This is a genomic window from Phenylobacterium sp., from assembly GCF_020402505.1.
GTDB lineage: Bacteria > Pseudomonadota > Alphaproteobacteria > Caulobacterales > Caulobacteraceae > Phenylobacterium.
In genome coordinates this window covers 1-20,554 of sequence record NZ_JADBZL010000119.1, presented here as the reverse complement: position 1 = coordinate 20,554, position 20,554 = coordinate 1, and the positions used below count along the sequence as shown (strand labels likewise).

19 protein-coding genes are annotated in these 20,554 nt (G+C 68.9%); 11 read left to right on the top strand and 8 right to left on the bottom strand.

Going from position 1 to position 20,554, the window contains the following annotated elements:
* From IM632_RS08805 to rpmG, 6 genes are all read left to right on the top strand, one after another.
* Positions 1 to 397 (top strand): glycerol-3-phosphate acyltransferase (locus IM632_RS08805; protein WP_296552238.1); only part of this gene is annotated, 397 nt, incomplete at its 5' end.
* Complete coding sequence (gene dprA, locus IM632_RS08800) at positions 394 to 1,503, top strand: DNA-processing protein DprA (RefSeq protein ID WP_296479922.1); 1,110 nt, start codon at positions 394 to 396, stop codon at positions 1,501 to 1,503. The genes IM632_RS08805 and dprA, both read left to right, overlap by 4 nt.
* A 92-nt stretch (positions 1,504 to 1,595) precedes the next feature.
* A complete protein-coding gene (topA, locus tag IM632_RS08795; protein WP_296503899.1) occupies positions 1,596 to 4,202 on the top strand; it encodes a type I DNA topoisomerase in 2,607 nt (868 codons plus the stop codon).
* 20 nt (positions 4,203 to 4,222) lie between these two features.
* Positions 4,223 to 6,541 (top strand): ribonuclease R, encoded by a 2,319-nt coding sequence (rnr, locus tag IM632_RS08790; RefSeq protein WP_296523132.1) that lies wholly within the window; start codon positions 4,223 to 4,225, stop codon positions 6,539 to 6,541.
* 65 nt (positions 6,542 to 6,606) lie between these two features.
* Positions 6,607 to 7,320, top strand: coding sequence for an NUDIX hydrolase (locus IM632_RS08785; protein WP_296479925.1), 714 nt, complete (start codon positions 6,607 to 6,609; stop codon positions 7,318 to 7,320).
* Between the two features lie 86 nt (positions 7,321 to 7,406).
* Positions 7,407 to 7,574: a 50S ribosomal protein L33 gene (gene rpmG / locus IM632_RS08780; protein WP_110449769.1), complete on the top strand. Its 168-nt coding sequence runs from the start codon at positions 7,407 to 7,409 to the stop codon at positions 7,572 to 7,574.
* 72 nt (positions 7,575 to 7,646) lie between these two features.
* Here the strand turns inward: rpmG and IM632_RS08775 are convergent, their stop codons facing one another.
* Positions 7,647 to 9,011: a PleD family two-component system response regulator gene (locus IM632_RS08775; protein ID WP_296497770.1), complete on the bottom strand. Its 1,365-nt coding sequence runs from the start codon at positions 9,009 to 9,011 to the stop codon at positions 7,647 to 7,649.
* A gap of 3 nt (positions 9,012 to 9,014) precedes the next feature.
* Positions 9,015 to 9,380 carry a response regulator gene (locus tag IM632_RS08770; RefSeq protein WP_293514294.1) on the bottom strand — a complete coding sequence of 122 codons (366 nt, stop codon included), beginning with the start codon at positions 9,378 to 9,380 and terminating at the stop codon, positions 9,015 to 9,017.
* Between the two features lie 103 nt (positions 9,381 to 9,483).
* Here IM632_RS08770 and IM632_RS08765 point away from each other — a divergent pair, with 103 nt between their 5' ends.
* From IM632_RS08765 to clpA, 5 genes are all read left to right on the top strand, one after another.
* A complete protein-coding gene (locus tag IM632_RS08765; RefSeq protein WP_296479927.1) occupies positions 9,484 to 10,155 on the top strand; it encodes a hypothetical protein in 672 nt (223 codons plus the stop codon).
* On the top strand, positions 10,152 to 11,039 hold the full coding sequence (locus IM632_RS08760) for an ROK family protein (RefSeq protein WP_296479928.1): 888 nt from the start codon (positions 10,152 to 10,154) through the stop codon (positions 11,037 to 11,039). Before IM632_RS08765 ends, IM632_RS08760 begins: the two co-directional genes overlap by 4 nt.
* Entirely contained in the window at positions 11,036 to 12,319 is a 1,284-nt protein-coding gene (locus IM632_RS08755) for a DNA polymerase IV (RefSeq protein ID WP_296479930.1), read from the top strand. Before IM632_RS08760 ends, IM632_RS08755 begins: the two co-directional genes overlap by 4 nt.
* A gap of 157 nt (positions 12,320 to 12,476) precedes the next feature.
* Positions 12,477 to 12,806, top strand: coding sequence for an ATP-dependent Clp protease adapter ClpS (clpS, locus tag IM632_RS08750; RefSeq protein WP_110449765.1), 330 nt, complete (start codon positions 12,477 to 12,479; stop codon positions 12,804 to 12,806).
* A 5-nt stretch (positions 12,807 to 12,811) separates the two neighbouring features.
* Positions 12,812 to 15,139 carry an ATP-dependent Clp protease ATP-binding subunit ClpA gene (gene clpA / locus IM632_RS08745; RefSeq protein ID WP_296497772.1) on the top strand — a complete coding sequence of 776 codons (2,328 nt, stop codon included), beginning with the start codon at positions 12,812 to 12,814 and terminating at the stop codon, positions 15,137 to 15,139.
* Between the two features lie 472 nt (positions 15,140 to 15,611).
* Here clpA and IM632_RS08740 read toward each other — a convergent pair whose 3' ends face one another.
* From IM632_RS08740 to IM632_RS08715, 6 genes are all read right to left on the bottom strand, one after another.
* Positions 15,612 to 16,049, bottom strand: coding sequence for an HIT family protein (locus IM632_RS08740; protein WP_296481199.1), 438 nt, complete (start codon positions 16,047 to 16,049; stop codon positions 15,612 to 15,614).
* 43 nt (positions 16,050 to 16,092) lie between these two features.
* Positions 16,093 to 17,262: a GNAT family N-acetyltransferase gene (locus IM632_RS08735; RefSeq protein WP_296481197.1), complete on the bottom strand. Its 1,170-nt coding sequence runs from the start codon at positions 17,260 to 17,262 to the stop codon at positions 16,093 to 16,095.
* Positions 17,259 to 18,008 (bottom strand): glycerophosphodiester phosphodiesterase, encoded by a 750-nt coding sequence (locus tag IM632_RS08730; RefSeq protein WP_296481194.1) that lies wholly within the window; start codon positions 18,006 to 18,008, stop codon positions 17,259 to 17,261. The genes IM632_RS08735 and IM632_RS08730 overlap by 4 nt, the downstream gene beginning before the upstream one ends.
* Positions 18,005 to 18,466 carry a RidA family protein gene (locus tag IM632_RS08725; RefSeq protein WP_293514684.1) on the bottom strand — a complete coding sequence of 154 codons (462 nt, stop codon included), beginning with the start codon at positions 18,464 to 18,466 and terminating at the stop codon, positions 18,005 to 18,007. Before IM632_RS08725 ends, IM632_RS08730 begins: the two co-directional genes overlap by 4 nt.
* Before the next feature lie 171 nt (positions 18,467 to 18,637).
* The gene (locus IM632_RS08720) at positions 18,638 to 19,864 is read right to left on the bottom strand and encodes an FAD-dependent oxidoreductase (RefSeq protein ID WP_296481191.1); all 1,227 of its coding nucleotides are present in this window, start codon (positions 19,862 to 19,864) and stop codon (positions 18,638 to 18,640) included.
* Between the two features lie 87 nt (positions 19,865 to 19,951).
* Positions 19,952 to 20,554: DUF3617 family protein (locus tag IM632_RS08715; RefSeq protein WP_296552235.1), on the bottom strand; the 603-nt coding region annotated here is incomplete at its 5' end.

The following is a 20,554-nucleotide window of genomic DNA, read 5'->3' as shown; positions in this document are numbered from 1 at the left end:
GATGGTGGCCCTGGCGGCGGGCTCCGCCTTCCTCGGCCACCTCTTCCCGGTCTTCCTGAAGTTCAGGGGCGGCAAGGGCGTCGCCACATATTTCGGCACCCTGCTCGCCGCCGCCTTCCCCCTGGGGGCCACCGCTGCGGCGACCTGGCTCGTGATGGCCTTCTTCTTCAGAATCTCCTCCCTGGCCGGCCTCACCGCCGCCGCCCTGGCCCCGCTGTTCGCCCTCTTCGTCTTCCACTCCCCCCACGCCATCGTGACCCTGACCCTCTTCATGGGCGCCCTGATCTTCGTGCGCCATCAGGACAACCTCAGGCGCATCCTCAAGGGCCAGGAGCCCCGCATCGGCGGCGGGAAAGCGGCCGAAGCCCCGCCCGAATCCCCGCCCGGGGCCCCGTGACGGACCGCGCCGCCGCCTTCAGACGGGACTGGCTGCGGCTGGCGCGGACCCCCAGCGTCGGGGCCGTGACCTTCCGGGAGCTGATCCGGCGGTTCGGTGATCCTTCCCTCGCTCTCGAGGCCCTGCCGGACCTGGCCCGCAGGGTGGGAAGGGTTGGGCCCCTCGCCCCCCAGACCGCAGCGCAGGCGGAGGAGGAGATCGCAGCGGGAGAAGCCCTCGGCGCACGCCTGCTCTTGTCCTGTGATCCCGACTTCCCGGCCCTGCTGGCCGCCCTCGATCCGCCGCCGCCGCTGATCTGGGTGCTGGGCGACCTTCGCCCCCTCGAGCGGACATGCGCCGCTGTCGTTGGCGCGCGAGCCGCCTCGGCCCTCGGCCTCAGGTTCGCCGGAACCCTCGCCACCGAACTCGGCGCCGCGGGCCTGACCGTCGTGTCGGGTCTGGCGCGGGGGATCGATGGCGCGGCCCACCAGGGGGCCCTGGCCACCGGGACGGCGGCGGTCCTCGCGGGAGGCGTGGATGACATCTATCCCTCCCAGCACGCCGACCTATACGCCGCCATCCTCGCCGCCGGAGGATGCATGGTCTCCGAGAACCCGCCCGGCCGCACGGCTACGGCGGCGGACTTTCCCCGACGCAACCGGATCATCGCCGGGCTTGCCCGCGCCGTCGTGGTGGTGGAGGCCGAACTCAGGTCCGGCTCGCTCATCACCGCCCGGCTGGCGGCGGAGATGGGCCGCGAAGTCCTCGCCGTCCCGGGCTCGCCCCTCGACCCCCGATCCCGGGGCGGCAATGACCTGCTCCGGCAGGGCGCAGCCGTCTGCGAGGGCGGCGAGGACGTGCTTCGCGCCCTGGCCGGCCTGTCCGGCCTCGCCGAGCCGGACCGCCCCTTCGATCCCTTCCCCCAGACCGGGCGCGAGCCCGGCGGCGAGGCGCCGGAAACGGCGCGGCAAAAGGTTCTGGATCTTTTGTCGCCCTCCCCCGCGCCCAGGGACGATATTGTTCGACTGTCCGGCCTCACGACCTCAGAAGTGAATGCCGCCCTGGCCGAGCTTGAACTTTCCGGACGTGTGATCTTCACCACCGGAGGGGGTGCGGCGCTTGCCTGACAAAGGCCCCTTCTGCGGGCCAAGTTGACAGGCGGCCTATCCGCGGCCCACTTTCCCGCCCCTTCCAGAGCCCGTCGGCCCCAAGGACCTGCATGCACCTCGTTATCGTCGAGAGCCCCGCCAAGGCCAAGACCATCAACAAGTACCTGGGCTCGGACTACAAGGTTCTGGCGAGCTATGGCCACGTCCGCGACCTGCCGCCCAAGGATGGCTCGGTCCGCCCGGACGAGGACTTCGCCATGTCCTGGGAGGTCGACGCCAAGGCCGCCAAGCGCCTTTCGGAGATCGCCGAGGCGGCGAAGGCGTCCGATCGCATCATCCTGGCCACCGACCCCGACCGCGAGGGCGAGGCCATCTCCTGGCACGTGCTGGACGTGCTGCGCGCCAAGCGCGCCGTGAAGGACAAGCCTGTCGAACGGGTGGTGTTCAACGCAATCACCAAGTCGGCGGTGACCGAGGCGATGAAGTCGCCGCGCCAGATCGACATGGAGCTGGTCGAGGCCTACCTGGCCCGACGGGCGCTGGACTACCTGGTCGGCTTCAACCTTTCCCCCGTGCTTTGGCGCAAGCTGCCGGGGGCCCGGTCCGCGGGCCGGGTCCAGTCGGTGGCCCTGCGGCTGGTCGTCGACCGTGAGATCGAGATCGAGCGCTTCATCACGCGCGAGTACTGGACGGTGGAGGCCGACATGACCTCGGCCGGCGCCCCCTTTACAGCCCGGCTGGCGGTGCACGAGGGGCGGAAGCTGACCAAGTTCGACCTGGGCGACATGGACGCCGCCGAGGCCGCCCGCAAGGCGGTGGAAGCCGGCGCCTTCACCATCTCGGCGGTGGAGAAGAAACCGGCCCGGCGTTCTCCCGCCCCCCCCTTCACCACCTCCACGCTGCAACAGGAGGCCGCGCGCAAGCTGGGCTTCTCGGCCCAGCGGACCATGCAGGCCGCGCAAAAGCTCTACGAAGGCGTCGACATCGGCGGCGAGACCGTCGGCCTGATCACCTACATGCGGACCGATGGCGTCCAGTCGGCGCCGGAGGCCCTGCAGGAAGCCCGCCAGGTCATCTCCGGCCTGTTCGGCGGGACCTATCTGCCGGAGGCGCCCCGGCAGTACCGGACCAAGGCGCGGAACGCCCAGGAGGCCCACGAGGCGATCCGTCCCACGAGCCTGGCGCGGAATCCCGGCTCCCTGCGGCTGGAGGGCGACCTGGGCCGCCTCTACGAGCTGATCTGGAAGCGGATGCTGGCCTCGCAGATGGAGTCGGCCCGGATCGAGCGGACGACGGTGGACATCTCCACTCCGGACGGCCGCACCGGCCTGCGGGCCACGGGTCAGGTCATCCTCTTCGACGGCTACCTCAAGGTCTACGAGGAGGGGCGGGACGATCCCGAGGACGAGGAAGGGGGCCGCCTTCCAGTCCTGAACGAGGGCGCCGTGGCGGAGGTGCGCAAGGCCAAGGCCGACCAGCACTTCACCGAACCGCCGCCGCGCTATTCCGAAGCCAGCCTGGTCCGGAAGATGGAGGAACTCGGGATCGGGCGCCCCTCCACCTACGCCTCCATCCTGTCGGTCCTGCGGGACCGCAGCTATGTGCGGATGGACAAGAACCGTTTCATCCCGGAGGACAAGGGGCGCCTGGTCACGGTGTTCCTGGAATCCTTCTTCAACCGCTATGTCGAGTACGACTTCACGGCGGCGCTCGAGGAGAAGCTGGACCAGGTCTCGGCCGGCGATCTCGACTGGAAGGCCCTGCTCCGGGAGTTCTGGGGCGAGTTCCAGCCGGCGACCGCCGAGGTCCTCAAACAGCCCACCCGCGATGTCATCGAGGCCCTGAACACCACCCTGGGGCCCTTCCTGTTCCCGGGCGAGGGGGGCCGGACCTGTCCGAAGTGCGGGACGGGAGAGTTGTCTCTCAAGCCCAGCCGCTTTGAGCCCTTTATCGGCTGCTCCAACTATCCGGAGTGCCGCTACACCCGGAAGTTCGGCCCTCCTTCGGAGGATGGCGAGACGCCCTCCGGCGACCGCGAGCTGGGAACGGACCTCGAGACGGGGCTCACCGTCTTCCTGAAGTCCGGCCGGTTCGGCCCCTTCGTCCAGCTGGGCGAAGGCGACAAGCCCAAGCGCGCCTCCCTGCCCAAGGGCTGGTCGCCCGAGGCCATGGACCTGGAGAAGGGCCTGAGGCTTCTGCGCCTGCCTCGGGAGGTGGGTCTTCACCCTGAGGATGGCGGCGTCATCCTGGCCGGGATCGGCCGGTACGGGCCCTTTGTCCAGCATGCGGGGGTCTACGCCAACCTGCCGGGGGTGGACGAGGTCTTCGAGGTCGGTGTGAACCGGGCCGTGACCCTGCTGGCCGAAAAGAAGGCCGGGGGCCGGGCGGGTCGCGGGGAGGCCGCGGCCCTCCGGGACCTGGGCGCCCATCCGGCGGACGGCGCGCCGGTGAAGATTCTGTCCGGGCGCTTCGGGCCCTATGTGAAGCACGGCCAGGTCAACGCCAACATCCCCAGGGGCGCCGATCCGGCGGAACTGACCCTGGAAGCAGCCGTGGAGCTTCTGGCCGCACGCGCAGCCAAGGCCCCGACGGCGAAGGGACGGGCCCGCAAGGCCCCCGCGGCCAAGGCGACGACCGCCAAGGCGCCCGCAGCGAAAAGGCCCGCCGCCAAGAAGCCCGCTGCGCGAAAGACCGCAAAGCCGGGAGCGAAGTCCTGAGAATGGGTCTAGCCTAGGCCATGGCCAGACCCAGACCCCCCCGTCATCGCCCGGACGGCGCCCGATCCGGCGCCCCCCGCTCCGGTGGGCGGCCGCCCAAGGGCCTGCCCGACCGCGAGACCCTGCTGGCCTTCATCCGCGAGACCGGAGAGGCCGAGCAGTCCGACATCGCCCGGGCCTTCGGGCTCAAGGGCGCCGACCGCATCGCCCTGCGCGACATGCTGCGCGAATTGCAGGACAGCGGGGCCCTGGGACGCAGGGGACGCAAGGGAGTCGCCATCAGCGGAGAGCTGCCCCCGGTGGGGGTGGCCGAGGTGGTGGAGCGCGATCCGGACGGCGAGCTCCTGGTGCGCCTGGTCAAGGGCGAGGACGCCCCCCTGGTCCGCCTCGCGCCCGACCGGAACGAAGCGACGGCGGGCGCGCCGGGCCTTGGCGACCGACTTCTGGTCCGCTTCGAAACCACCGAGGCGGGTGAGACCGAGGCGCAGCTGATCAAGCGCCTGGGCGCCGCCGTCCACCGGGTGCTGGGCGTGGTGCGCAAGTCGGCCCGTCAGGTCCGGGTGGAGCCGGTCGACCGGCGCTCGCGGGACCAGGTCCTGATCGAGGGCGCCGCGCCGACCGATCTCCGCGACGGGGACCTCGTGGTGGCGCGCCTGACCCCCGGGGATCGACGCTTCGGCCTGCACCGGGGCGAGATCCTCGAACGGGTCGGTCGGGAGGATGATCCCCGGGCCGCCTCGCTCATCGCCATCCACGCCCATGGCATCCCGACGGGCTTTCCCGAGGCCGCAGAGGCCGAGGCGGAGGCCGCCCGCGAGGCGGACCTCTCCGGCCGCGAGGACCTGCGCGCCCTGCCCCTCGTGACCATCGATCCGCCGGACGCCCGGGACCATGACGACGCCGTCTACGCCGAACCCGACGCAGACGCGGGCAACCCCGGCGGCTGGGTGGTGTGGGTGGCCATCGCCGACGTCGCCGCCTATGTCCGGCCGGGTTCGGCGCTGGACCGCACCGCCCGGGACAAGGGCAACAGCGTCTATTTCCCCGACCGGGTGGAGCCCATGCTGCCGGAGCGCCTCTCTGCAGGGCTCTGCAGCCTCCGCGCCGGCGAGAACCGGGCCTGCCTGGCGGTGCGGATGGTCTTTGACGCCAGCGGGCGGAAGACAGGTCACCGCTTCGTCCGGGGCCTGATGCGGTCTGCGGCAAAACTGTCCTACGAGCAGGCGCAGGCGGCCATCGACGGTCAGCCCGACGACATCACCGGGCCGCTCCTGGACGGGGTGCTGAAGCCCCTCTACGCCGCTTACGCCGTCATGCTGGCGGCGCGGCGCAGACGCTCCCCCCTGGCCATCGAGAGCCCCGAGCGCCGGATCCTGATGGACGCCGAGGGCCAGATCACCGCCATCCGGGCCCGGGCGGTGCTGCCCGCGCACCAGCTCATCGAAGAGATGATGATCCAGGCCAATGTCTGCGCCGCCCAGACCCTCGAGGCTCGCAAGACGCCGCTGATCTACCGGGTGCACGACACCCCCAGCCAGGAGAAGGTCCACGCCCTTGCCGACTTCCTGGCGACCCTGGGCCTGCCCTGGTCCAAGGGCGAGGCGCCCCGCACCGACCGGTTCAACAGACTGCTGGAGGAGACCCGCGAGAGCCCCAGTGCGGCGATCATCAACGAGGTGGTGCTGCGCAGCCAGATGCAGGCGATCTACGACACCGACAACATCGGCCACTTCGGCCTGAACCTCGACCGCTACGCCCATTTCACCTCGCCGATCCGCCGGTACGCCGACCTCATCGTCCACAGGGGCCTGATCCGCGCCCTGGGACTGGGGGAGGACGGCCTGACCGACCGCGACATCGCCCAGCTGAAGGGCACCGCCGAGATGATCACCGCGGCGGAGCGGCGGGCCATGGCGGCGGAGCGCGACGCCATCGACCGCTATGTCGCGGCCTTCCTTGCCGACCGAGTGGGGGCGATCTTCACCGGGCGGATCAGCGGCGTGACCCGGTTCGGCCTGTTCATCCGCCTGGATGAGACCGGGGCGGACGGACTGGTCCCGATCTCGCGCCTCGGCGGGGAGTTCTTCGTCCACGACGAGACGGCCCACGCCCTGGTGGGCGAGCGGTCCGGCGCGCACTGGCCCCTGGGCCTTCCGGTCGAGGTGCGGCTGGTGGAGGCGACACCGGTCACTGGCGGCCTCCTGTTCGACATGCTCAGCGATCCCGTGCCCGGGGTCCCGCCGCCGCCCCGCGGACGCGGACCGCGCCGCCCCGGCGCCGTCGACGCCCGTCGACGCGGCGGACCGCCTCCGGGGGTTCGCAAGGGCAAGCGCCGATGACACCGACCGGCCGGGTTCCGTAAGGTCGCACTTGCGGAGGGGGCGGCAGGGCCTAAAGTCCGGCCATGAGCGACACACTCCAACCGAACCGAGCCGTGGAACGCACGCCCATGCGCCCGGAAGGCGCCAAGGCCGTGCGTCCGCGAAACGCCGCCACCCTGTTCATCATCCGGCGCGACGGGCCGAAGCCCCGCGTCCTGATGGGCAAGCGGCACGGCGGTCACAACTTCATGCCGAACCTCTGGGTCTTCCCGGGCGGGCGGATCGACCGGGCGGACTTCCGCGCCCCGGCGGCGACGGACCTGCGGCCCGAGGTCGCTGGAAAGTTCGAGGCCTACATGCCCCTCAACAAGGGACGGGCCCTCGGCAAGGCGGCGATCCGCGAGACCTGGGAGGAGGCCGGCCTTCTGCTGGGCCGTCCGACCGAGCCGCGGCCAATCGCCGGCCCCTGGCGCGAGTTTCTCGAACAGGGCGTCCAGCCCGACCTTGAGGCCCTGTCGATCATCTACCGGGCGGTGACCCCGCCGAACGTCGGCAAGCGCTTCGACACCTGGTTCCTCATGGCCGACGCCGAACGGTTGGTCAGCCTGGAGCGGCAGCCGGACTGCGGCGAACTTGAGGAGATCGCCTGGTTCGAGCTGGAGGACGCCCTTGAGCTCCCCCTGCCGACGGTGACGCGGGCGGTGATCCAGGAGACGCGCGAGCGCCTCGACAACCCCCACCGTCCCATCCCGTACATGCGCTTCCGGATGGGACCGGCCCGGCCAAGGGAACTCTAGGGCGCATTGACTTTGCGTCGGGGATTCGTATTTTCCGCCGCTCTTTACGAACCCTGCCGGCGTGACCGGCCCCGCGAGGACCGACCATGGCGAAGCCCGCCTCTATCAAGATCAAGCTGAACTCGTCGGCCGACACCGGGTTCTACTATGTGACGAAGAAGAACGCGCGGACCATGACCGAAAAGCTGGTCCTCAAGAAGTACGACCCCATTGCGCGCAAGCACGTGGAGTTCCGTGAAGGCAAGATCAAGTAGACCGTCAAAGGCCTCCGAACATGAAAGCGCCCGGCGTCAGCCGGGCGTTTTTCGTTTGCGGGCAGGCTCGCCTCAACTCCGAGGGGTGTGGATCACCACCCGGTTGCGACCGGCGGACTTGGCCTGGTAGAGCGCCTCGTCGGCCCGGCGAAGCAGGGATTCCGGGCGATCATCAGGGCCGTCGCTGGCCGACACCCCCACCGAGACCGAGATCGGAATCTCCTGGTCGCCCGAGACAATAACCTTGTCGGAGATCGCGTCCCGGATGCGTTCGGCGACCCGCTCGGCATCACTCAGGCGGGTCGCCGGCATGACGACCACGAACTCCTCTCCCCCGAAGCGGCAGGGCAGGTCGATGGCGCGGACGCTGGCGGCGAGTCGAATGGCCACCTCCCGCAGAACGTCGTCACCCAGGACATGACCCCAGGTGTCATTGACACGTTTGAAGTCATCGATATCGACCATCAGAAGAGAAACAGGTTCGGCCCCTGGTGCGGATCGCTCGAACAGGGCGTCCAACTGCCCCATCATGTATCGGCGATTGTTGAGCCCGGTCAGTGGGTCGATGACCGCCATCTCGAAAGACTGAGCGACAGCGTCCCGAAGATAGTCGGCATAACGCTTGCGGCGGATCAGAGCCCGAACCCGGACCCGGAGCTCAAGCGGATCGAAGGGCTTTGGCAGCAGATCGTTGACGCCCAGGTCCAGGGCCCTGAGCAGGCGACCACGGTCCTTAGGGTCAACGACGGCGAGGATTGGAGCCTGACGCGAATGTTCGCCAGACCTGAGCTGGGCGACCAGACGCAGAGCGTCGAAACCACGGCTCGCAACATTGATCACCGCCAGGTCAATCGGTCCCCGGGCGGAGATGAGGGCCTGTTGGGGGTCGGTTTCGATCACCGGCCTGTGCTCGACGGAGAGGTCTTCGGACAGGGCCTCGGCCTGCACCCGATCATCATCAACGACGAGAATCCGACCCCCGGAAGCGCTCAAACGGGACCCCGGCATGGGCGTAACGCCCATCCTGCGGCTGCTCTCCTCGTGTTCGCCCAGCTCATCGATCATGACCTTGAGGCGTGCGAGACTGCGCAGCCGGGCGAACAAGACAAGGTCGTCGATGGGCTTGGACAAGAACTCGTCCGCCCCGGCTTCGAAACCCTCCAGCCGCGCCTCCTGGCTGTCGACAGCGGTCAGCAAGACAACCGGAATGCGCTTGAGATTGTCGTCGGCCTTCAGCAACCTGCACACCTGAAAGCCGTCCAGACCCGGCATGATGAGGTCCAGCAGAATAATGTCCGGCGGCTCCCGGGCGGCGATCTCCAGAGCGCTCGCGCCATCCGCCGCAGTGGTGACCTGATAGTACTCAGCGGTCAGCTTGGCTTCGAGGACACGACGGCTCCCCTCGGCGTCGTCCACGATCAGGATGCGGGCGGTCATGACCTAGTCCAGCAACTGGCGGATCGTCTCCAGGAAGCCCGAGACGGAGATCGGCTTCGAGATATAGGCCTCACATCCCCCCTGCCGAATCCGCTCCTCGTCGCCCTTCATGGCGAAGGCGGTGACGGCGACGACCGGGATGGAGGACAGCTCATCATCCGCCTTCAGCCACTTTGTGACCTCCAGGCCGGAAATCTCCGGGAGCTGGATATCCATCAGGATCAGGTCAGGGCGCTGTTCGCGGGCAAGAGACAGGGCCTCCAGGCCCTCGCGGGTCTGAAGCGTCTCATAGCCCTGAGCATCGAGCAGATCATGAAAAAGCTTCATGTTCAGCTCGTTATCCTCGACGATGAGGACTTTCTTGGCCATGCGTTCACCGACCTGCACTTGGCTCCCGAGGCGGGCCGGGAACACCTTTCAACACAACCTATCCCATGGATATCCTTAAGCTTCCGTTATCTGGGCAACATTCATGACCTTCACCTCGCCAGATCACCCGCCTCCGGACCTGAAGGCCCTTGGAGTCAGCGGGCGGCGGCCGCTGATCATTGTCGATGTCGATGAGGTTCTGGGCCTCTTCATGGAAGGCTTCGCCCGGTATCTGGCGACCCAGGGGTTCGAGATGCGGTTCGACCGTTTCGCCCTCTTCCAGAACATCTACCGACCGGGCGAGGACCGGCACATCGACATCGAAACCGGCCAGGCCCACTTCCAGACCTTCTTCCGGGATGCGGTCGAGGACATGCCGGTCGCCGAGGGCGGCCCAGAGGCCCTGGCCCGTCTGTCCCGGCGCGCGGACATCGTGATTCTCACCAACGCCCCGGGACAGGCGCTGGAGGGGCGGGCGCGCTGGCTGAAGAAGCATGGCATGGACTATCCGCTTCTGGTGAACAGCGGGCTGAAGGGGCCGGTGGCCGCGCTCCTGGCGGCCCAGGCGAGCGGACCGGCGGCCTTCATCGACGACATGATCCCCAATCTCGACTCGGTGGCCGAGCACGCCCCGGAGATCGTCCGTTTCCAGACCGTTGCGGACCGGCGCCTTCGACCCATGGCGCCCAGCCGGCCCGACCTCCACCCCAGGATCGATGGTTGGGAGGCCCTTGAAGCGGCCATCGCCGAAGCCCTGGAGCCCGCCGGCCGATGATCGCCTTCGGGCTGGACCTGGGTGGAACCAAGATCGAGGCGGCGGCCCTGTCGTCGGCGGGCGATTTCCTCGCCCGCGTGCGGCGGCCGACCCCCGGAAGCTACGAGGCGGGACTGGAGGCCGCAGCAGAGGTCCTGGAGGAGGCCGAGCGGCAGGCTGGCGCGAAGGCGGCGCGGGTCGGCGTCGGCGGTCCCGGCTCGGTGAACCCGCACACTGGGCGGATGCGCAACGCCAACTCCACCTGGCTGAACGGGCGTCCCTTCCCGGAGGATCTGGCCCGCCGGCTGGCCCGGCCTGTGCGCTACGCCAATGACGCCGATTGCCTGGCGGTCTCTGAGGCCCGGGATGGCGCCGCAGAGGGCCGCGATCCCGTCTTCGCCGTGATCCTCGGAACGGGTTGCGGGGGCGGACTGTCGGTCGGCGGGCGCCTCGTCACCGGCGCCAACGGCATCGCCGGCGAGTGGGGGCACAGCCCCCTGCCCTCGCCCACCCCGGAGGAGACGCCGGGCCCGGCCTGCTGGTGCGGTCGCCGGGGCTGCCTGGAAACCTGGCTTTCCGGACCGGGCCTGGCCCGGGATGATGGGCGCGGGCTTTCGGCGGAGGCCACGGCGGGCCTTGCGGCGAAGGGCGACGAGAGGGCCCTCGCCACCCTGGACCGGCACGCCGGACGCCTGGCCCGCGGCCTGGCGGCGGTGGTGAACCTTCTGGACCCGGCGGTCCTCGTCCTGGGCGGCGGGGTCGGCCAGATCCCGGGCCTGGCTGAGGGCCTCGCCGACCGGATCCGTCCGCACGTCTTCAGCGACGACTGGCGCTGCGAGGTCGTGCGCCCGCGCTTTGGCGATTCCTCGGGCGTCCGCGGGGCGGCCTGGCTGTGGGACCGGTGAAGGCCCTCTGCAGGGACTGCCTGGCCCCCGGCCCTCCGGCGGCGCGCTGCCCGGCCTGCGGGTCGCCCCGGAGGCTGGCGCACCCTGAGCTCGACACCCTCTCCATCGCCCATATCGACTGCGACGCCTTCTACGCCTCGGTGGAGAAGCGGGACCGGCCTGAACTGAGGGACAGACCGGTGATCGTAGGGGGCGGACGCCGGGGCGTGGTCACGACCTGCTGCTACATCGCCCGGACCTTCGGCGTCCGCTCGGCCATGCCGATGTTCAAGGCCCTCGCCGCCTGCCCCCAGGCGGTGGTCCTGCCGCAGGACTTTCCCCGCTACCGGGCCGATAGCCGCCGCCTGATGGACATGATGCGCGACCTCACCCCCCTGGTGCAGCCCCTCTCCCTGGACGAAGCCTGGCTGGACCTGTCCGGGACCGAGCGTCTGCACCAGGCCCCGCCGGCCCTGACCCTGGCCCGCCTGCAGGCGCGGATCGAGGCGGAGACCGGCCTGACGGTCTCGATCGGCTTGGCGCCCAACAAGTTTCTGGCCAAGATCGCCTCGGACCTCGACAAGCCCCGGGGCTTCTCGGTGATCGGGGCCGCCGAGACTCAGGACTTCCTCGCCGGCCGGCCGGTCCGCCTGCTGCCCGGCGTGGGACCGGTCATGGCCCGGAACCTGGAGCGGGCGGGCTTCGAGCGTATCGGCCAGATCGCCCGGACTGACCTCAAGGTGCTGGCGACCCGGTTCGGGGATTTCGGCCTGAGGTTGCACGACATGTCGCTGGGAAGGGACGGCCGGCCCGTCAATCCGGGCCAGGCCCGCAAGTCAATCAGCGCCGAGACGACCTTCGAGACCGACCTGAGCGATCCGGCCGCGCTGGACGCTCATCTGGTGCGGCTGGCCGAACGCGTGGCCCGGCAGGCGCGGGCCGCCGACCAGGCCGGTCGGGTGGCGATCCTCAAGCTGAAGACGCCGGACTTCCGCATCCTGACCCGGCGACGGACGCTGGCCGCGCCGACCCAGACCGCCCGGACCCTGACCGGTGCAGCCCGAGACCTCCTGTCCGCAGAACTGGCGGGCGGCGCAGACAGGGCCTTTCGGCTGATCGGCGTCGGTCTGTCGGACCTTTCCGCTCCGGAAGCCGGAGGCGGCGACCTGTTTGCCCCCGAGGACCCACGCACCCTCGCCGCCGAACGCGCTGCGGACGAGATCCGGGCCCGATTCGGACCGGGAATCCTGGCGCCCGCCCGGGAGCTGGCGCACCGCAAACCGTCGCGCGAAGGGTCTTGAGGGGGGCGACCGGGCGCGAGGGAAGTGTGGAAAAGTGAGGCGCCAGGCTCCGAGGCGGGTCCTCTCCCCTGCGATGCCTCTTTCATTCCTGAGGGGTTGGCATATCTAATCAGGGTCTGAGGGGCGCCGTCCGGCGGCGCCCGTGGAGACGTATCGGATGGCCGAGCGCAAGCAGGGGGATCAAGGGACGGGCGATCGCTCTGCGGTGATCACCCAGACCAAGACCCGCACCCAGCGGCCCTCGATGTATCGGGTGCTGATCCTGAACGACGACTACACGCCGATGGAGTTCGTGGTCTACGTTCTGGAGCAGTACTTCCACAAGTCGCGGGAGGAGGCGACGCGGATCATGCTGCACGTCCATCAGACGGGCGTCGGGGTCTGCGGCGTCTACACCTACGAAGTCGCGGAAACCAAGGTGGCGCAGGTCATCGACACCGCCCGCCGCCACCAGCACCCTTTGCAGTGCACCATGGAAAAGGACTAGCGACCGTGCCGTCATTCTCGCGCCAGCTCGAAGAGTCCCTGCACAGGGCCGTCGCCCTCGCCAACCAGCGCAAGCACGAATATGCGACCCTGGAGCACCTGCTCCTCTCGCTCACTGAAGACGAGGACTCGGTGGGGGTCATGAAGGCCTGCGACGTCGACCTGGATGTGCTCAAGACCACCCTCACCAACTATGTGGACAATGAGCTCAAGTCCCTGGTGGTGGACGATGGCGAGGACGCCAAGCCCACGCCCAGCTTCCAGCGCGTGATCCAGAGGGCCGTGATCCACGTCCAGTCTTCGGGCCGCGAAGAGGTGACCGGGGCCAACGTGCTCGTCGCCATCTTCTCCGAGCGCGAAAGCCACGCCGCCTACTTCCTGCAGGAGCAGGAGATGACGCGGTATGACGCGGTGAACTACATCGCTCACGGGATCGCGAAGAAGGCCGGCGCCAGCGAGGTCAAGCCCGTCAAGGGCTCCGAGGACGAGGAGAAGTCGGCGGTCAAGACCGGCGGCGAGGCCCTCGACGCCTACTGCGTGAACCTCAACGAGAAGGCCAAGCAGGGCAAGGTCGACCCCCTGATCGGCCGTTCCGCCGAGGTCGAGCGCTGCATCCAGATCCTCTGCCGCCGGACCAAGAACAACCCCCTGCTGGTGGGCGACCCGGGCGTTGGCAAGACCGCTATCGCCGAGGGCCTGGCGCGGAAGATCATCAACAAGCAGGTGCCCGAGGTCCTGGCCGGCTCGACCATCTTCTCCCTCGACATGGGCGCCCTGCTCGCCGGCACCCGCTATCGCGGCGACTTCGAGGAGCGGGTCAAGCAGGTGGTCAAGGAACTGGAGAACCACCCCGACGCCATCCTGTTCATCGACGAGATCCACACGGTGATCGGCGCCGGCGCCACCTCGGGCGGCGCGATGGACGCCTCGAACCTCCTGAAGCCGGCCCTGGCCTCGGGCTCCCTGCGCTGCATGGGATCGACGACCTACAAGGAGTTCCGGCAGCACTTCGAGAAGGATCGGGCCCTGGTCCGGCGGTTCCAGAAGATTGACGTGAACGAGCCGACCATCGAGGACTCGATCAAGATCCTCAAGGGGCTGAAGACCTACTACGAGGAGTTCCACAAGCTCCGCTACACCAATGACGCCCTCAAGGCGGCGGTGGAGCTTTCGGCCCGCTACATCTCGGACCGCAAGCTGCCGGACAAGGCCATCGATATCATCGACGAGGCCGGCGCCAGCCAGATGCTGCTGCCCGAGAGCCGCCGCAAGAAGGTGATCGGCCTCAAGGAAGTCGAGTCCGTCGTCGCCAAGATCGCCCGTATCCCACCGAAGTCGGTCTCCAAGTCCGACACCGAGGCCCTGCTTCAGCTGGAGACCGACCTCAAGCGCGCGGTCTACGGCCAGGACGACGCCATCGAACAGCTTTCGGCGGCCATGAAGATGGCTCGGGCGGGCCTTCGCGACCCGAGCAAGCCCATCGGCTGCTACCTCTTCTCCGGCCCCACCGGCACCGGCAAGACCGAGACCGCCCGCCAGCTGTCCTCGACCCTCGGGATCGAGCTCCTGCGCTTCGACATGAGCGAGTACATGGAGCGCCACACGGTCAGCCGCCTGATCGGCGCGCCTCCCGGTTATGTGGGCTTCGATCAGGGCGGCCTGCTGACCGACGCGGTCGACCAGCACCCGCACTGCGTGGTCCTGCTGGACGAGATCGAGAAGGCCCATCCGGACGTCTTCAACATCCTGCTCCAGGTCATGGACCACGGCGTCCTGACCGACGCCAACGGCAAGAAGGTCGACTTCCGGAACGTGGTCCTCATCATGACCACCAACGCCGGCGCCTCCGACGCCCAGCGAAACGCAATCGGCTTTGGCCGCGGCAAGCAGGAGGACGAGGTGGACGAGGCCCTGAAGCGCCTCTTCACCCCGGAATTCCGCAACCGCCTGGACGCCATTGTCCAGTTCCGGTCGCTGACGCCCGAGATCATCCGCCAGGTCGTGATCAAGTTCGTCATGCAGCTGGAAGGCCAGCTGGCCGACCGGAATGTGACCATCGAGACGACCGACGAGGCGGCGGACTGGCTGGCCAAGAACGGCTTCGACGAGCTCTATGGCGCCCGACCCCTGGGCCGGGTCATCCAGGAGCACATCAAGAAGCCTCTGGCCGACGAGATCCTGTTCGGGCGGCTCACCCGGGGCGGCCACGTCAAGGTGGTGCTCCGCGACGGCAAGCTGGCCTTCGACATCGAGGGCGACAAGCGCGAGCCCGGCGCCCCGGTCATCGAGTCCCCGAAGACGGGACGCTCCCCGGCGCCGGAACTGGCGGACTGACCGGGCGGGTTGCGGGCGCGTAGGGCCTGCAGCCCCCGACCTGGCTTCCGCCGGAGTTCTCACACGGGCCCGTATGGGGTCTATCATTCCTCCCCATCAGGGGGAGGTGACTCGCGAAGCGCGGCGGAGGGGGTTTCCAAGGACGCCGTTGACCCCCTCACCAACCTTCGGTCGGAGCTCCCCCTGATGGGGAGCAATTACCGCCTCATTCCTCCCCCAAGGGGGAGGTGGACCGCGAAGCGGGCCGGAGGGGGTCAGCGGCGACGGGGATTGACCCCCTCACCGACCTTCGGTCGGAGCTCTCCCTTGGGGGAGCAATTGGCGCCCTAATTCCTCCCCCCAGGGGGAGGTGGCGCGCGCAGCGCGGCGGAGGGGGTCTCCCGAGACGCCGTTGACCCCCTCACCGACCTTTGGTCGGAGCTCCCCCTTGGGGGAGCAATTGGCGCCCGGATTCCGCCCTGAAATGAGGAGGTCAGCTGATCTTCGAGGCGATCTGGCGGGCCAACTCGGCGAGATCGTCCGGGTCGGCCATGCCGCCGGCGGCGTGACGCCCCAGGGCCACGCCCGCCCACTGCGGGATGATATGGAAGTGCAGATGGTAGACGGTCTGCCCCGCCGGCGCGCCGTTGAACTGGGTCACTATCAGGCCGTCCGGGGACAGGGCCGTGCGCACGGCCCGGGCCACCCGCTGAACGGCCAGGATCAGGGGCGCCAGCCGCGCCGGATCCTCCTCCAGCAGGTTGCGGGCGTCGGAGTGCTTGGGAATGACCAGGGTGTGGCCGCGGCTCTGCGGGAAGACATCCATGAAGGCGAAGGCGTGCTCGTCCTCGAAAACCCGGGCGCAGGGCGCCTCGCCCCGCAGGATCTTCGCGAAGATGTTGCCCGGATCGTAGGCGCCGTCGAGGCTCATGGCGGTCTCCCTGTCTGTCGGCCGCTGGATAGCACGCCCGGCCTCAGGCGTCTCCCGACTGGCGGAAGGGAGAATAGGCCTCGGACAGCCACTCCATCTCCTGCTCGACGGCCTGCATCTCGCGCCGGAGGTAGTCCTCAACCGGCCCGCGGAGGGCGGGATCGGCGATGAAGTGGGCGGAGTGGACGGGCGCGGGCAGGTAGCCGCGGGCGATCTTGTGCTGACCCTGGGCGCCCGCCTCAACCCGGGCGAGCCCCCGGCCGATGGCCCACTCGATGGCCTGGTAATAGCAGAGCTCGAAGTGCAGGAAGGGCACGTCCTCGATGCAGCCCCAGTTACGCCCGAACAGGCAGTCGCCGCCGATCAGGTTGAGGGCGCCGGCGATCCAGCGCCCGTTCCGCCTGGCCATGACCAGCAGGACCCGGTCGGCCATGCGCTCGCCCAGCAGGGAGAAGAAGAGGCGATTGAGGTAGGGCCGGCCCCATTTCCGCGAGCCTGTGTCCACGTAGAACCGGTAGAAGGCGTCCCAGTGCTCTTCCGCGAGATCAGCGCCGGTCAGGCAGTGGATCTCCAGGCCCTGGATGGCGTCGCGCCGCTCGCGCCGGATGGTCTTGCGCCGGCCGGAGGACAGGTCGGCGAGGAAGTCGTCGAAGGTCGCATAACCCCGGTTGACCCAATGGTACTGCTGGCCCTCGCGCAGGGCCATTCCGGCCTCGCCCAGCCAGGTCCATTCCTCGCGGGTCGGGAAGTTCACGTGCAGGCCCGAGGCCCCGTAGCGCTCGCAGACGGTGAGGGCGCCGCCCAGAAGGGCCTTCCGGCCCTGTTCCGGATCGACATCCGGGCGCACGAGAAGTCGGGGTCCCGTGGCCGGGGTGAAGGGTGCAGCGCTCAGGAGCTTGGGATAGTAGCGCCCCCCGGCCCGCTCGTAGGCGTCAGCCCAGGCGTGGTCGAAGATGTACTCCCCCTGGCTGTGGCTCTTCAGGTAAAGGGGCATGACGGCGGCGACCCGGCCCGCCTCGTCTTCCACGGCCAGGTGCTGGGGCCCCCAGCCCTGGGATTCCACAGCGCAGCCCGCCTCTTCAGCACAGTCCAGAAAATCGAAACAGATGAACGGGTTGAAGGGATATCCTGTCGATATGGCGCAGGCGTCCCAGTCCGCCCTGCCGATCTCGGCGATGCGGCGGCTGATGCGCACCGCAGGCTTCAGGGTCACGCTCGAAAACCCTCGAAGATGATGTTGTCGCAATGGGGCCGCGCCGCCTCCGCCTGATCGGGGGTCCTGGCCGTCCAGGCGATGACGGGCATCCCCGCCTTCCGGTGCACAGCCACCTCGGGCAGGCCAACCGTGTCCAGGCTCATGGCCAGGAAGTGCGGGCGGGCGATGGCCACATGTTCCAGTCGGGCGAAGGCCTTGCGTTGCTCAGGCGAGATGTGGGTGGCCTCGTCATTCCAGCGATAGCTGTCGAGGCCGCGCAGGACTCCCGGGAAGCGATCGGCGAACCAGGCGTGGCTGTAGGGGTTGAAACCGATCACGCAGGTGGGGCCGGCATGGTCCATGAGGATCTCGTGCACCCTCTGCTCCAGCGGCCCGACCTCGCCGAAGGGGGTCTTGAGCTCGACATGGACCATGGCCCGGTGACCGATGACCGCAAGGGCCTCCAATAGGGTCGGGATGGTCTCGTCCGTGCCCTTGAGCGACATCTGCGAAAGGTCGGCGGCGGTGTGGTCCCTCACCCGCCCTTCCCGCCCGGTCATCCGTTTGAGGGTGTTGTCGTGGAAGACCACGGCCTCTCCGTCCGCCGTGATGTGGACGTCCAGCTCGATCCCGTAGCCCGCCTGGCAGGCGGCCTGGAAGGCGCCGAGGGAGTTTTCCGGCGGCCCGTCCGGGCTCCAGAGGCCGCGATGGGCGATGGCGGGACTGAAGAGAAGGTCCCAGGCCTCTCCGAACTGCGCCCTCATCGGACCTCCACCACGGCGTCGACCTCGACGGCGAAGTTCAGCGGCAGGCGATAAACCCCCACCGCAGAGCGGGCGTGACGTCCGGCGTCGCCGAACGCCAGGACCATCAGATCCGAGGCGCCGTTCACCACCTTGGGGATGTCGAAGAAGTCCGGCCCGGCCTGGACGAAGCCGCCCAGCTTGATCACCCGGACCACCCGGTCGAGATCGCCTTCGCAGGCGGCCTTCATCTGGGTCAGCAGATTGATCCCGCAGAGCCGGGCGGCGCCCTGGGCGGCCTCCAGACCGACATCGACCCCGACGACCCCCTTCACGCCCCCAGAGGCGTCGAGGGAGACCTGACCAGAGATATGAACAAGGACCCCGCTCCGGACGAAGGGGACGTAGTTGGCGACAGGCGCGACGGGGACCGGGAGGGTGATTCCGGCGGCGGAGAGGCGGGATTCAACTTCAGACATGGGAAGAGACTATCCGCTGGAGGGGTGTTCGAACAGGGTCGGTCGGGGGCGCACAAGCGCGCTGATGAAGGGCTTGGAACCAACAGGGCCATGATCCGCAGGCAGGGGTGCGGCCCGCAGACCCCAACCTCGAAACTCACCCCCGAGCGAAAGCGCTCCAAGAGGGGTCCCTCAGTAGACGGTGCGCCGCTGCACGGCCTGCTTGCTGGCCAGGCTGAAGCGCGGTTCGATCGGTAGCGCTGCGTCCAACACATGCTGCGCCACCCGGGCGCCCACGGCGGGGCCGTGCTTGAAGCCGTGGCCCGAGCCCCCGCCGACCAGCCATACCCGGTCGAACCCGGGCAGCCGGTCGATCAGGAAATCGCCGTTCGAGGTGTTTTCATACTGGCAGACCCGTCCATGGACATAGGGAGCATCGGCGAGCGCTGGGAAGCGCTGCGCCAGATAGGCGCGGGCCTCCGCCACCCCGTCATTCGACACCCGGCGGTCCTGATTGTCAGGATCGACTTCCACCCCATGGCGATCGAAGGCGATCTTGAAACCCTGCCCTTCCAGCCCCGGAAGACCGTAGACGATATCGCCGGCGTTGAAATCGGCCCAGACCGGCAGAGCGGGCGGAGAAAAACGCCCGTCACCCGCCGCCGGGCCAAAGTGATAAACCTCTTGCCGGGTGGCGACGATCCGCCCCTTGAGGAGGTCCGGGAAGATCTTCGGCAGCCAGGGACCACAAGCGTAGACCGCCGAGCGCGCCGTCACCCCGCCGACCTGCACCGCGCCATCGGAGAGCCGTACCGGTGGCCCGGCCTGGACACGTTGCGCCGTCAGCCCGGCCTCGGCCAGCACGGTCTGGACGCCGCGCCCGGCGATGAGGGCGCCGCTGTCGTCCTCCAGGAAGCCGCTCTCGCCCTCTCGGAAGGTGATCTGCGGATAGCGCCGGCGCAGCCAGGCCGTATCCCCGGCCTGGTGGGCGACGCCATTGGCCTTCAGCCAGGTGAGGCTTCGGGTCATGTAGTCATCGCCGGCGGGGGAGAACCACAGCACCCCGGTACGGTGCAGCAGGGGCAGGGCCTGGCGGGCGGACAAGTCCGCCCAAGCGGCGAGGGAGTCCCACGCCATCTGCGAATAGAGCGAGTCCCCGCCATAGGAGAGGCGGATCACCCGGCTTTCGCCCCCCGAGGACGAGCGGGCGTTGCCGGGCGCGTAAGCGTCGAGCAGGGCGACCTTGAGCCCGCGCTTCTTCAGACTCCAGGCGGTCCAGGCGCCAAAGACCCCGGCGCCCACCACAACGACGTCTGCGACTCCGGGCGTCAGGGCGGCCCGCGCCTCGCCGCCCGCCAGGCTCCCGCCCAGAAAGCTCGATCCGGTCGCCGCCAGAGCCTGTCTGCGTGTGATGCCCATGGCTCGCCTCCGTCCCCTGCCGGGAAAGTGTATCGCGTGGCGAGAATCCGGCAATCGCCCGCAGAGGGGGCCTCACCGGAAAGGGGGTCAACTCTGAGGCGGGGTGTCCCCACCCTTCAGGACTCTCTTGGCCTCATCCGACCGGACGGCGTCGGCCGGGCAGGCATCCCCCAGACGCCGGGCGGTGGTCGTCGCGGTCCCGGCCAGGGGGATGCCGGCGATCTTCGTGGAAAGGGAGAGCTTCAGGCGGAAGGACTCAGGGGCGTAGCCGCCATTCGCCGTGACATCGGCGACCTGGCCCTCCTTGGTGGCGCAACTGCCCTTCAGCAGGATCTTCCCATCCCCGACGGCCCGGGAGGGATAGGTGCAGGCGTAGTGCCGGTTGGACGGCGAGGTCATGAACTTGTTGATCTCGGATGCCACCAGGCAACGCCGCTCGACCTTCTTCTGGGTGATCACCACCGTGAAGACATTGGTCAGCTCCCAATAGCCAGGCCGCGGCCGCCCCACGCTGTCGGCCAATGCCGGACCCGCCGCGAGGAGCAGTGCCGGGACCGCGGTCGCGAGCGCAGCCTGGATTCGATTCATCGTCTGGGTCCTCTCCTCCGTCCGCAGGCCGGCCGCATGGCTGGCCTTGGCGGGACGCGGGCTGTAAACCACGCTGAGATATGGGGTGTCGATTGCCTGATT